General features: G+C 49.6%; 11 protein-coding genes. 4 read left to right on the forward strand and 7 right to left on the reverse strand.

All coding sequences use genetic code 11. The annotated features are described in order from the left end of the window. Nucleotides 1–75: 75 nt before the first annotated feature. Both ACN0YR_RS00210 and ACN0YR_RS00215 read right to left on the reverse strand, forming a co-directional pair. Nucleotides 76–987 (reverse strand): DUF58 domain-containing protein, encoded by a 912-nt coding sequence (locus ACN0YR_RS00210; RefSeq protein ID WP_417847183.1) that lies wholly within the window; start codon nucleotides 985–987, stop codon nucleotides 76–78. A gap of 282 nt (nucleotides 988–1,269) precedes the next feature. Then, complete coding sequence (locus tag ACN0YR_RS00215; protein ID WP_417847184.1) at nucleotides 1,270–2,268, reverse strand: AAA family ATPase; 999 nt, start codon at nucleotides 2,266–2,268, stop codon at nucleotides 1,270–1,272. A 317-nt stretch (nucleotides 2,269–2,585) separates the two neighbouring features. Between ACN0YR_RS00215 and ACN0YR_RS00220 the strand changes: the two genes are divergently transcribed. Continuing rightward, entirely contained in the window at nucleotides 2,586–2,897 is a 312-nt protein-coding gene (locus ACN0YR_RS00220) for a hypothetical protein (protein ID WP_417847185.1), read from the forward strand. Nucleotides 2,898–2,936: 39 nt separating this feature from the next. Here the strand turns inward: ACN0YR_RS00220 and ACN0YR_RS00225 are convergent, their stop codons facing one another. The 4 genes from ACN0YR_RS00225 to ACN0YR_RS00240 all read right to left on the reverse strand — a co-directional run bounded on the left by ACN0YR_RS00225 (nucleotide 2,937) and on the right by ACN0YR_RS00240 (nucleotide 8,070). Continuing rightward, the gene (locus ACN0YR_RS00225) at nucleotides 2,937–4,784 is read right to left on the reverse strand and encodes a hypothetical protein (protein WP_417847186.1); all 1,848 of its coding nucleotides are present in this window, start codon (nucleotides 4,782–4,784) and stop codon (nucleotides 2,937–2,939) included. A 75-nt stretch (nucleotides 4,785–4,859) separates the two neighbouring features. Beyond that, complete coding sequence (locus ACN0YR_RS00230; protein WP_417847187.1) at nucleotides 4,860–5,729, reverse strand: hypothetical protein; 870 nt, start codon at nucleotides 5,727–5,729, stop codon at nucleotides 4,860–4,862. A gap of 4 nt (nucleotides 5,730–5,733) precedes the next feature. After that, on the reverse strand, nucleotides 5,734–6,942 hold the full coding sequence (locus tag ACN0YR_RS00235; RefSeq protein WP_417847188.1) for an SGNH/GDSL hydrolase family protein: 1,209 nt from the start codon (nucleotides 6,940–6,942) through the stop codon (nucleotides 5,734–5,736). A 78-nt stretch (nucleotides 6,943–7,020) separates the two neighbouring features. Continuing rightward, the gene (locus tag ACN0YR_RS00240; protein WP_417847189.1) at nucleotides 7,021–8,070 is read right to left on the reverse strand and encodes a vWA domain-containing protein; all 1,050 of its coding nucleotides are present in this window, start codon (nucleotides 8,068–8,070) and stop codon (nucleotides 7,021–7,023) included. 457 nt (nucleotides 8,071–8,527) lie between these two features. Between ACN0YR_RS00240 and ACN0YR_RS00245 the strand changes: the two genes are divergently transcribed. Next, the gene (locus ACN0YR_RS00245; protein WP_417847190.1) at nucleotides 8,528–8,986 is read left to right on the forward strand and encodes a thiol-disulfide oxidoreductase DCC family protein; all 459 of its coding nucleotides are present in this window, start codon (nucleotides 8,528–8,530) and stop codon (nucleotides 8,984–8,986) included. Nucleotides 8,987–9,043: 57 nt separating this feature from the next. Here ACN0YR_RS00245 and ACN0YR_RS00250 read toward each other — a convergent pair whose 3' ends face one another. Next, nucleotides 9,044–10,933 (reverse strand): sulfatase-like hydrolase/transferase, encoded by a 1,890-nt coding sequence (locus ACN0YR_RS00250; RefSeq protein ID WP_417847191.1) that lies wholly within the window; start codon nucleotides 10,931–10,933, stop codon nucleotides 9,044–9,046. 294 nt (nucleotides 10,934–11,227) lie between these two features. Here ACN0YR_RS00250 and ACN0YR_RS00255 point away from each other — a divergent pair, with 294 nt between their 5' ends. Beyond that, nucleotides 11,228–12,187: a TIM barrel protein gene (locus ACN0YR_RS00255; RefSeq protein ID WP_417847192.1), complete on the forward strand. Its 960-nt coding sequence runs from the start codon at nucleotides 11,228–11,230 to the stop codon at nucleotides 12,185–12,187. Nucleotides 12,188–12,381: 194 nt separating this feature from the next. Next, nucleotides 12,382–13,056, forward strand: a complete 675-nt coding sequence (locus ACN0YR_RS00260) for a ubiquitin-conjugating enzyme E2 (protein ID WP_417847193.1) — start codon at nucleotides 12,382–12,384, stop codon at nucleotides 13,054–13,056. Nucleotides 13,057–13,086 lie beyond the last annotated feature (30 nt).

Raw genomic sequence — 13,086 nt, forward strand, 5'->3', positions numbered from 1 at the left:
GAGGAGATTGAAATAATGATGAGCTTGTGCTTGAGATGCGGAGTGGAATCTCCACGACGAGTTTGAGCTGTCACCTTATCCGCTCCTTTCAACCAGAAAGCTACTAAGGATACTTAAATAGGATTGAGAAGTTGAAACAAGCCGATAGTCACAGCCCGCTGACAAAGCGTAAGATCGGACCATCGAGAGGTGATTCGAAAATTGTCTGGCATATTCGTCCCGAATGTGCGCAGGCGAGCAGTCAATTCGTCCCTCACCCTCGAGGCCTTCGAAGCGATAAGAGCTTCCTTCAGGGAGTTGCTCTTCATCAGGATGTACCAGATGTAGAAGGATGACTTCAAATTGCCGGTGGCGAAATAATCGAATGGCAGCAAAGACATCGTCGAGATCATCGATCAAGAAATCGGACATTAAAGCAAGAACTCCGCGCGAAGAGGTTCGTTCGAAGAGTTGTCGCAAACCTGGCGCAAGTTGCAGAGTTGGAGATGTTTCAATCTGCTCGATTGTAGACTGACAATGCCTGATGTGAGTCACTGTTCCACCGCAGGGGATGGACTCAATTAGCTGATCGCCAAGAACTGCGAGCCCAACCTGATCCTGTCCGTGTGAGATCACATGCGAAAACCCGGTTGCGAGATACTGGGCATATTCCAGCTTTGATCCTGTTCGGTTTGATGAACTCTTCGCCCCGAACAGCATCGAGGAACTGGCATCGATCGCCAGCGTGCAAAGCAGATTTGTTTCGTCCTGAAACAAGCGGACATACGATTTCCCGGTGCGTGCATACACCTTCCAATCGAGGCGACGAAGGTCTTCTCCGGGACTGTATTCTCGATAGTCGACAAACTCGCCCGATCCCCCTTTTTGACGGGAAGCGTGCCGCCCGCTGTAGGCTCCTTCGATGCGGTGACGAGTCGTAAAACGTAGCTGCTCCAGCGCCGCTAAGGCTTGTAAATCCAGAAATTTGGAATCTGTTGCAGCTGCCATGGAAACTCTTTTGCCCAGTCTGATTTTCGTTGAGTGCATTTCTAATGCTTTTGTGCTCGTGGAATTCACTTTCATGACTTCACCGACTGCTTGCCACGATGCAGAGCATAGAGACCAACCTTGGAGTTGATTCAGAGCCGATCCTGAAACCTGAATTTGTTCTCTCAAACATTGGGAATGGTGATCGTTCCTTAAGTTTTCGGGGTGGTTTTCCTTCTGTTCTCAAACGGTTGTCAATCAGGTTGTGTTCGTTGGCGTTGTCATCGGGGCTCTCTTTGATTGTCACCCAAGTTCTTTGAGGAGATTCTTAATCACAGTTTCGGTCGTCACGCCGTCTCCAATTGCGCGGTGATTCACAACAACACGGTGACGTAATACTGGAACAGCAACATCGCGGATATCTGCTACCGTGGGAGCTGTGCGGCCTTTTAGGAGTGCCCCCGCCTTAGCGGCTGTGACGAGGCTTTGTGCTCCGCGTGGTCCCGCTCCCCAGGCGACATAGTCTTTGGCAAACTGCTTGGCTGTCGGTTCATCCGGCCGAGTTGCACCGCAAAGTTGAACGGCGAACTCAGCAACGTTTTCAGGTATCGGAACGGACCAGACAAGATTCCTCAGTTGGAGAAACGTTTCTCGATCAAAAGCTGCCGCGGGTAGTGCGGGGGTCGCACCTGAGGTCTTCATGACAATTTCTTTTTCCTGCTCCGGTTTAGGATAGCCGATGCGAATCTCCATCATGAATCGATCGAGTTGAGCTTCGGGAAGAGGATAGGTTCCTTCTTGTTCGATCGGGTTTTGAGTTGCCACGACAACAAATGGCTCTTCAAGATGATGCGTCTGTCCTCCGACGGTGACATGTCGCTCAGCCATTGCTTCTAACAAAGCTGACTGAGTTTTCGGAGCTGCGCGATTGATTTCGTCGGCCAACACAAGATTGGAAAAGACCGGCCCGGGGCGGAAAGTCAGCTGTGGCGAACCATCTTCAGAAGACTTACCAAGAAGTTCGTAGCCAGTAATATCCGACGGCATCAAGTCGGGAGTAAATTGAATCCGCGAGAATTTCCAATGAAACGCAGCTGCCAGTGCTTTCACCATCAGAGTTTTGGCAAGCCCCGGAACACCGACGAGCAAAGCATGCGAGCCTGTTAAAGCACAGGTCAGCAGCAAGTCTATCGTTTCGTCCTGACCTACAACGGTTTCGTGGAGTCGGTCGCGGATCTCTTTGACCCGTGTAGCGAACGCCTGGATTTCCTCTTTCGCGATATCCGTTGAAGCAAGACTCATGTGTGATCACCTGTTGAAGATGTGCCCTATCAGTGAATACGTGCGAGAGAAAGGATTCGTTCAAAGGTTTTTGAAAACTTTGAGTATGAAAGGAAATTGATGAGCCGTCGATCTCTTACAAAAGTGATGTTACGGACCGGAGAGAAGAAAATTCAATAGAGTGGCAGAAATTACGACGAGCTCGTGCGGTGTCGAATTCGTTTTCTTTGTATTGAACTGTCAGACTCTGGTTTCAACTGACATGTTCGATATCGATAACTTGTCGAATCAGGTAAATTCACTCTGGACAGCTTCGTACTTTCAGACAAACTCCTGAGATGAGTGACACGCAAGTTCTGATGGGAATTGTTTTTCTCGGCCTCGCTGGATGGTTCGTCTTAGCAGCGATACGACCAAAATCCGCAATTCGTCTCGTCATTGAAGGTTCCACTCTTGTTGATTCGTATGGAATCAGCTCGCGCGCGAGATCTCAAATCGAAACGTTCGTCAAGCAGGACCTCGACTATACAGGGAAGTTGAGAGTGACTGGAAACTCTGACTCAAAAGGTCGCGTACACCTGAAGTTCCGGGGAAGAATCGACTCTGGAACGCAGCAGCAGATACGAAATTTTCTACTGACAATTTTGTAATTGTGCGATCGAGCTTTTCATTGCAAAGAAGGGGAGTGCTCACGCTTTTCGAATAAAATGGTCCGCGTAGCTGCGAACTTCGTGACCGTTCAAAATGTGGAACATCCGAAGTTGTTGAACAGTTTCTCCACTGAAGCCGTTGAGCGGAACGTGAACAAGTTTCTTTCCATACCGCTTAGCAAGACGTCTCCAGGCAACGCCGGGCGCAGCATTCGCGAGGACGGCAATGTGCCGCTCTTTGGAATGATGGCATGCCGCAATCAACAGACGCTCTTCAAGAGTGTCAACGACGTCAAAACGCCGATCTTTCCAGACATCCGGAACGGGGCGCGGAGGAAACAGGAACATCGCTCCGCCATATGTCGACATTGCAATACCCGGTCCGACAAAATTGTCTTCAAAGGGAGAGCCAAAGAATGCGAGTGTCGATTCGTCTTGATGTTCCGCATGCCAAGTCACCCGGAACGGATAATCGCGAGGATCGGCGGGGGAGTCGAAGAACATTAAAACGCAATCGAGGCTGCCGCGGCTGGGAGGGTTCTCTTTGACATAGAGTTCTCCGGTGTGCCAGTTTCGCAGTGTCTCTCGAATATCGAGGCCATCTTTAATGCTTGATGTGAACTTCTCCACCCTGGCAAGATCGTTGCCCATTATGGAAAGTGCTTTATCTTTCACGTGTGTGCGAAATCGCTCGATGGCAACATCTTCAGGAGGCCAACTGCAGTGGTTGAAAGGATTCCAGCGCATCGCCCATTTTTGTTTGTCGATCTCGGGAGGCTTGGTGTTGAGATCACACGAGCGCCAACTCGTCGGAGGTCCGGGGAGACGACATTTCATATCAGCAATCTCGCCGCCCGGAAGTTGCCCACGATCAATCGACATTTTGAATTTGCCGTACGGCAAATTTTCGGCAAACTGGTATTCGCGTGCCACTTCTGCCAGAGAGACTGCAAACAAGTCGCCCATCATCTGCTTCGCTGCGATGATGAGCGTGTACAAATCGGGCGTCATTCTACGTTCGACAAGACTTAAATTTCGTACGTACTTCAAGTAGGTCCGCATCAGATGTGGAGTAATGGTTCGTCCACGTTTCTGGTGTTCGGACTTATACTTTTCGCGAGCGGTCAGAATTAATTCTTTAATGCCATCAACGGAGAGATTTTCATCATCGTCGAGAGAATAACGTGATTCTTCGTAAAGACTGGTGACGAAAGGGAGCTCTTCCAGTAAAAAAATGAGTGTCTGCGGTTCGACCTGATAAAGATCGGTTTCGTAAACCGGTTCATGCTTGAGGTCTAGCGGTTCGTTGGCGAGATAGGCTTCTCGAATCCAGGGCCAATCGATGATTGAGCAAACAAAAAGAACCGACTTGAACTGGGTTTCGAGTTCGCGAAGTCGCCGAGCCATCCATTGGATACGCTGCTGGTGTTGTTGCGATTTCGGTCGAGACAAAAATGGCAGGACGGCAGCCGCATACTGTTCGGGCTTGACTCGTTTTAAGGCGTAAGGATCTGGGAAGAGATCGGTTTGGACTTCGAAAGATTCGACTTCCAGGTCAATAAAGAAACGCGGGAGATGCTCCTGCATCGCGAGACGAATGGCAGCAATGACAGGTTGGCATGGATCAACCGGGACATAGCTCGCTTTTTTCTCATCCTGATCGTTCCCCTCTGGACTCCACTCAGTACTGAAGCCTGTTGATTCGTCCTGAACGACAATGGTTATATTCGGTAAGTGTGCGACTCCCTGTTCTACGTCGTGTTGAAACGATTCCGGGAGCGGAACCGCGAGACAATCGAACGCTTCTCCAAGCATCGTTTCGCGGACTTGAATCGCAAAGTCCCCACTGCCGTGAACGACCGGGAGGCAGCTGATTCGATCACTCATTTTCAGAACGGGATGCATAGCAGATGTTTGCTTTTAGTGTTGACCGATTTAGACGTGAATGGAGAGTCTTGATTGTCAGTCTTCGGGATATGTGAGTTGACCAGTCTCAATGTAATTATCGATGACCTGCGGGTATTGGTCAACGACATTCAGTATTTCCCACACATCTTCGGGTTTTCGGAACAAAAACATGGAATCAGGGTCGTCTGCCTTGTCCTCACGTGATTGAATCAGCAACCAGCGTTCGGTTCGAACGGCCCGTTCATGCTCCGAAGTATATCGGATCTGACCAGTTACGAGTTGGTCTCTCCAGCTTGAATAGTGCTCAGGCGATTCAAGAAGACTGGAAATGAGATCGGGGAGTTTTGAAGTGGTGGTCAATTCCATTCGCCGACGGGAAAACTCTTGTTGCGGTAATTTCACGATGAGAGGCACATGTGCATCGATCTCGCCAACAGTGTAGCCGTCTGCTGAGGATTTTTTTGTGGGTGGCTCGTTTGCGCTCGTGTCGTCCGAAGACGTTTCGCCTGATGTTGTTTCGTTTTCAGGTTGCATGTTCTGGTAGTTCCCCCCCTGAATTGCAGTCAAAACGACTGCTGGTGGCGAATCGCAAGAAACCAACGCTTCTAGTACCTTTGCAACAATGCCATCTGCTTCAGCTGGTTGAATTTCACCACCGAACTGAAGCCCTTGAAATTGGCTTTCGTTATTCAGGATCAGGTGTTCGAAGTCCAAGTTCTCCCATTCATCGAGAGTATTGATCCGCGTCAAGTTTGTTGAATTCATCCATTTATCGAGCTGTTCGCAAGATCGATCAGCGAAACAACTCGTAAAGAGGTCTGACGTCGTTGCGAACTCGTCAATCCCTGGCGTGGGGAAACCACTGCCATAGCATCCCAACGATGCGGCAGAAAGCTTTTCAAAAAGCAGAGTGACCGTCTTCATGGAATCAGTTGGCCACAAAATTCAGAATGCGAACAGCCGGCTTCAATCCATAATCCGACTCTTTTGAAGAAAGTCGAATGGTGATCGAGTGTTTCACATTTTCCAGTTGATCATCAAAGAGGACTGTCCGAGGATAGTGCAGCCCCTTGCTGTAATGATGCGAAAGGTTGAGTTCCTGCCAATCACCAGAGTCGATTTTGTACTCCAGAGTTCCTGCATCGGGGCCAGCAACACATTCGATGCCCACGGCACTTCCAGTGAATGAAAACGACAGCTCGCTTCCCGGAACTGTGCAAGTGATGAGTTCACGATTTTGATGACGGCCACGAACGGAACCTTCAATCGTTTTCCAGTCAGGGATTTGAATGTTCCACCCCGGCCCGAGCTTTAGATCTTTTCGTGGGACATAATCACCACTGGTGTAACTTTGCGGATCGAGGGGTTCTGGAAGTTTTTCAGCTGTCTGCTTCGCATTTGCTGGAAGTTCATTTGCCCAGGCGGATTCAAGTGTCTTTGCGATCATGCTGGTTGGGATGGCGTTCCCAGATGGGGCAGGGTGGACACCCCCATATTGTTTCCAGGTCAGTTTTTTCTCGGCGATCCGGTCTGCAACTTCTTGAGCGAGGTGGATTGTCGTCGCCCCGTAATGTTCAGCGACAGATTCATGAGCTTGAATCGAAACAGGTGTTTCGCCTCGTTGAAGTTTCTCCAGCATCTCCGGATTCACAAAATAAGTGACAACAATCTCAGCCATGGGGGAATGCTGAAGTGTGTGGCGGATTAAGCCTTCCATTCCCCGACGAGCTTGTTCGAGAGAATGAGCTGCATCCTGATCGTCGTTGACTGCGAATTCGATAAAAAGAAGATCGACCTTTCCATGCACCAGAACGTCATTCCGTAAACGAAATGCTCCGGCCGTTGAACAGGTGGACGAAATCCCGGCATCCGTGAAGGTGAACTTTGTATCAGGAAATCGCTGGATCAGGTATTCCATCACCATCGGTCGATACCCATTCATCTCGGTGATCGATCCGCCAATAAAAGCGACATGTCCAACTTGATCACGTTCAAAACTGATTCGAGAGTTGTTGAAGTCGCTACGTTGCACAACATTCGCAGGAAGAGCCCGCTCTTCAGAATTACCGGAAGAGGCGATTGCGAACAGAATGAGGACGACGCGACCAAGGGGGAGTAACGGTTTCAAATGCAGCATAAAGAGACGGCGTGATGAGATGAAAAAATGCGGGATACTGGAAATCTTCTCGAATCGTTCACGCAATTGCAAACCGCATCACTTCGGAATTTCGATCACATCAGGTTCTGCCCGCTTCGAGATCTTCGACGGTTGCGATTCCGAGTCAGGTTCTGTCACCGTATCAGGAACATATTTGTAGACACCGCCATTGCTGGCAGCGAGTTGTTTCAGCATCTTTTCGCCTTCAGCATCACCGAAGCAGATCGTGTTAATCGTAATGCGATCCCGATTCGCTTTTGTAACGCTTTTGACAACGCTGAAGTGGAACCGTCCATCGGTCAGGAAGTAGATCACTTCTGGACGCAACTTAAGTGCCATGTGCAATGCGGCTTCTGGTTCCGTACTTCCAATAGCCTGTCCAGGGGCCATCCAGGTGAGATACGTTTTTTGATTCGCCGGCGTGGCACTGACCAACCGATGTGCTGGCATCGGAACCGCGATGTCGTGAAAGAAGATCATGAAGAACTTTTCGGATTCAGTCATACGTCCAATGGTACGAACTAATTCCACTTTCACTCTGCCAAATCGTGTCTTGTACGGCTCTGAGAATGGATGATTCATGCTGCTCGAGGCATCCACGACAAAGACGACACTGGTGCCATTCAGATTCAGCCCGAAGAAGTCTCCGTTTCCCTGGCCTGAACCTTCTCCCCCATCGCCTTGGCCGCCCCTGTTCGCCTCAGAGCTTTTCAGCATCGACGAGATATTCTCAGACATGTTCCCTGCTGCCTGACCGATGTTCGCCAGATCGAGCGTCGTTGCCTGAGTGACGTCTGGAGTCGCATCAATGGGGGCGTTTGTCACGTTCGAGAGAAATTTCTTATCCAGAGCCTGAGACGCTCCGGACGAACTGCTGGTGTCGTTGTTGAATGTTTCTTGTTCGATCTGGATTGGATCAATTTCCGTCGAGATCGGAGAGAAATTTGAAGCAATCGTGTTGACCGAATCTTTGTTTTGTGTCGGGAGTGCCACAAATGCCAGGGTAGCGATCAGTGTGAGATGTAGAATCGCCGATGCAGCCACTGAAGTTGTTGGCTCCAGAAGCTTCTGAGAAGAGATCGAAGTTGACTCTTTCGGTTCGTTCATGACTTTCGAACATTCACCCTGGTCAGATTCGCTGCAACAATTCCGAAAACCGAATTCAACTTGCAAACTAGCGTGCAAACTGTAGTGCTCGCGATATTAAAATCGGCAAATGGTGTCTGTTCCCCCTAGTGAATCACGATAACCTGTTACAAACCATGTTGCAAAATGTAATTTGTCGATTAGTTGAGAGATCCACCAGTGAAGGTGTTTCGATAATAACGGTTATTCGGGTGTGGTCTCCATCTCATTCTGATGATTTCGGGGACAGACTGCGAGAAAGTGTTACTGAAATGTCTTCAGGACGGATTGTTGATTGGCGATCAGTTGTTGTCGTGAATCGCCTGAAGCGAATCCGATATTGATCTTCAGGGGCAGCCTCGTGGTGGGCTGTTCATGAAGTACTGGAAGCGATCTTCGCAGTGACTGCATGCATTGATAATGCTCGATAAGGGTTGAAATGAGTACCGAAATCCAGACTGGTGGCAGTGATCTCAACGGATCAGAGAGAGTGGATTCCCAATCGGAAGGGACTTGTATTGTCTTTTTTGATGGGGTTTGCGGTCTTTGCAACGGGACTGTGAATTTTCTGCTCAACCATGATAAAGAACGTGTCTTAAAATTCGCACCTTTACAAGGAGAGACTGCTCAGCGTCTCCTTCCTCAAGATCAACGCGATCTGAATTCGATTGTTTTTCTGGAAGGGGAGAAGACTTGGCGGTGCTCGTCAGCGATCACCAGAATTTTCTGGAAACTTCCGGTCCCATGGTCAATCTTAGGAACAATACTCTGGGTGATCCCGAAACCGATTCGGGATTTCGGGTACAGAATTGTCGCCAAGTTGCGTTATCGAATTTTCGGGAAAAAAGAGACGTGCCGCATGCCTACGCCGGAAGATCGGGGGCAAATGCTTGAGTAACAGAGTTTGACTCTGCAGCTTGTTCTGCACCTTGTGGAGTGCAGATCCAAATGCTGTTTACGGAACTTGACGATTGGTTGCTTCAAGTTGATTCAACGCACGGTTGATGACTCGAACGACATACTTCCCGTTGGCGTAGAGGTCAGATCGCGGCTTCAAAGCCAAGTGCATTTCTGGGATGACGGGGATCGCTTGCTCGTCGATTTCATCGAGAACGATAGCAGCGTTGAGGCGTTCCCATTGCTCTCCGTTTCGAAGATGTTCGACAAGAACCGGCAGCGCCTTCTCAGGTTGGCTTATTCCGCATAATGCTCTTGCTGCTGCGATTTGAACAATTGGTGAATCATCGTTGAGCAGGATCTCTTTTAGTTTTTGATCCGCTTTAATTGCAGGCATTCCGATGTTTCCCAAGCCTGTCGCGCCCCAGTATCGAACGGCAGAGTCTTCGTCATCGAGAGCTGCGATTAAATCGTTTGTCGCACTTTCACCAGATGAGGCCAGCACGGCTGTTTCAGCAAGTCGATCGGCAGCTGCCTCAGCCTTCTCTCCTCGCAGGATTCCGTAACGGTGACCGATCTCTTTTTCTCGTTCGACAAGAATCGGCTCAGCGACCAGACCGAGGTCTCTTGTTTCCTTCACCCAATTCAAATGGGCGTTACGAAGTTCTTTAAGGATTTCAGCATATTCAGGTTGATCAGCAAGATTATTGAGTTCGTACGGATCGGTTTCGCAGTCGTAAAGTTCTTCGACAGGTTTGGTTGGCGAGAAGTAAAAGTTGGCTGCGGGCCGAAGTTCGCCAGCTTCGTGCCGTTTCCGAAGGACTTTCATTGTCGCCCCGGTTTCGGGCGTGTTCATGTACTGGTAAAACGTTTTGAGCGGTTCGTAATTGCGAATGTATTGATACCGTTGATTTCGAACCATGCGAATGATGTCGTAGCGTTCATCCATTCGGTCTCGCGCTCCGAAGACATATTTCCTCGGTGCTGGAAGGTCTTTCCCGAGAAACGGTTCTCCCTGAACGTGCTGAGGAATTTTGACACCAGCAAGATTGAGAACCGTTGGTCCAAAGTCGATTGAGCTGACAAGCTGATCGACCACTATGCCCGGCTCGCCTTGATCTCCGGTGCGGTACTTTTCTGGAATGCGTACGACCAAAGGAATATGAGTTCCAGAATCGTACAGCCAGCGTTTCGCTCGCGGTAATCCGACACCATGATCGGACCAGAAAAAGATGATGGTCTCCTCGTAGAGGCCGTCATCTTTTAATTGTTGAATCAAATTCCCCGCCCAGGCATCCATGGCGGTAATCAGTTCATAGTTTCGCTTCCAATCTTCTCTCGCGATAGGGGAGTCTGGATAATACGGAGGAAACGTTGTCAGCTCGTCGGCGTTCTGTCGTTGATCCGGTGTGAGATCTTTCGTTACCGATCTGTATTTCTCTTCCGACGCGATCCCACTTTCGTGGCAGCCTGTAAAGTTAAAGACTGAGAAGAACGGCTTCGACTTATCTTCTCGATTTCGCCAGTGAGCCTTTCGGTTCGAAGCGTCCCATGTTCCGGAAGGAGCTTTGAACTGATAGTCCTGCTTCGAGTTGTTTGAACAATAGTATCCGGTCTGTCGCAAGTAGGTCGGGAATGGTTGAATCATTTCGGGCAACTTCGCGACGCAGCGCATGTGTTGAGTTCCGATTGTCGTCTGATACATCCCCGTGATGATTCCACTTCGGCAGGGGGCACAGACACCGGCAGTCGTGAATGCGTGTGTATAACGCATTCCTTCCTTCGCCAGTTGATCCACATTTGGAGTGATCGCATGCGGATCGCCATAGCATCCGAAGTGGGCGCTGATGTCCTCTGCTGAAATCCAGAGGATGTTCGGCTTTGTGTTCTCTTCCTGGGCGAAAAGAGCTGTGGGAAGAAGGAGTGCGAACGCGTAGAAATATTTCATGATCACAATGGTGATAGAGTCATCAAGTGGAAAAAGAAGTCATGAAATCATAGCACGGTGAAGACCGTCTCGTAAAACATGTCTAGCCTTCGATGGGAGTGTCGCTCGTGAATCGATACTGATTTTCAACAGAGTTCGTTCAATGAGCAAATGAAAGCCGGTTTGGGATACGTTGAACTCGCTGCAATTTGGTGATGGGATAGTTACAATCTCGGGGCTTTCAGCTTTTTCAATTGACGAATGGTATTTGCGAGACACGGTACTTGCGAAACAGAGACCCGGACAGGATTCCCGATGAAACTCAATCGACGTGATGCACTGGCTGCAACTGTGGCAGGAACGGTGGGAGGAATTGTTTCCGGAGCTGGTGTGATGACTGGTTCCGCTCAAGCAGAGGTCAAAGAGAACAAGTCGACAATACGATATTGTCTTAACACAAGTACGATTCGCGAAAAGAAGCTCCCCATTGAACGGATCGTTGAACTGGCTGGAGCAGTCGGATACGACGGGATCGAGCCGTGGATTCGAGAGCTGGAAGCGTACAAGGAATCCGGAAAATCTCTTCCTGATCTGAAGAAGAAGCTTGCCGACAGCGGCTTGCGTGTTGAAAGTGCGATTGGCTTCGCTCGCTGGATTGTGAATGACAATGCCGAGCGAGCCAAAGGGATCGAGCAAATGAAACGGGACATGGATCTCGTTGAAGCAATCGGTGGAAAACACATTGCAGCTCCCCCGGTCGGCATGCACGGCAAAGACTCCCCTGACCTGGACCTGTTCGCTGCGGCAGAACGGTATCATGCGATACTGGAGGTCGGTCGCGAAACTGGAGTCACGCCGCAGGTCGAAATCTGGGGACCATCCAAGAATTTATCTCGTCTCGGAGAGGCCGTATTCGTCGCAGTGGAGAGTGGCCACCCCGATGCCTGTATTCTGCCTGATGTCTATCACATCTTCCGAGGAGGCTCGTCCTTTGATGGTTTAGGCTTGCTCAGCGGAAACGCGGTTCATTGCTTCCACTTCAATGACTATCCTGCCACTCCAGCGCGTCTGGAGATGAATGATTCCAATCGTGTCTACCCCGGTGATGGTGTGGCTCCGTGGGATCAGATTCTCGGTTTACTCTCTTCGATTGGATTTTCTGGGGCCGTTTCGCTGGAACTCTTCAATAAAGAGTATTGGAAACAAGACCCGGAATTAGTGATGAAAACTGGCCTCTCGAAGATGAAATCGGTCTTCGCGAAACAGAACTCATAAAATCGCCTCGATGCATTAGGGTCTGTTGATGATTCCAGAAGTCAACAGAGCGACACAATCCGACTTGAATGAAGAATCATCACGATTCAAGCTTGTTGGCAGTTTGTCTGTGCTGCCAATTCGCGTATCCTGTATATTCAGTCGCAAGTTCTTCTCTGCGACTCGATGGAGCGAAGATTCGAGACAGGAAAGCTATGAGCACAGTTCGACAGGACCGATTGGCCTCAGATTACGCGGAGATCGAGGAGTACGCTCGCCTGCACCCACGCGTCCGTATTGTTCAGGTCCAAGGTTCACCACCAGAACGATACGAAATAGAGTACCGTATCAGCAGCTTGGTGAAATCGGGAACAGAGGTGAAGATCAAGAAGAACCATCTCGTTGAGATCGCTCTTCCCGAAAACTATCCCGGCACGCCGCCCGAAGTTTCGATGCTCACTCCGGTGTTTCATCCAAACATCGACGACAAGTCGATTTATCTTGAAGAGCATTGGACCACAGAGACCTCGCTGCAATCAGTCGTCATCCGTATCGGAGAGATGCTCGCATTTCAGAGGTATCATCTCGATTCTGCAAATCAGCAGGACGCGGTGGAGTGGGTCAACAAGCATATCGATCAAATTCCAATGGACGAGATCGACATGCACGCCTTTGTTCAGCCGCAAGAGGAGGATGAGTCTCGTGAATCGGTTCCAAAACCACAGGCGAAAACGACTCCGTCTCTGAACGTCCCGATCATTGACCCAATTCCTGATTCTGTCAAATTGACCTGCCCGGAGTGCAACTCAACATACTCTGTTCGACGAAGCGCAGACGGCAGAAAAGTGCAATGCAAGAAATGTAAGAAAATATTTCTTGTGAAGCTCTGAGAGTGGACGGAGGCATCCGAGGCGAACTTC

This window comes from Thalassoglobus sp., from assembly GCF_048270125.1.
In the GTDB taxonomy this organism is placed as follows: domain Bacteria; phylum Planctomycetota; class Planctomycetia; order Planctomycetales; family Planctomycetaceae; genus Thalassoglobus.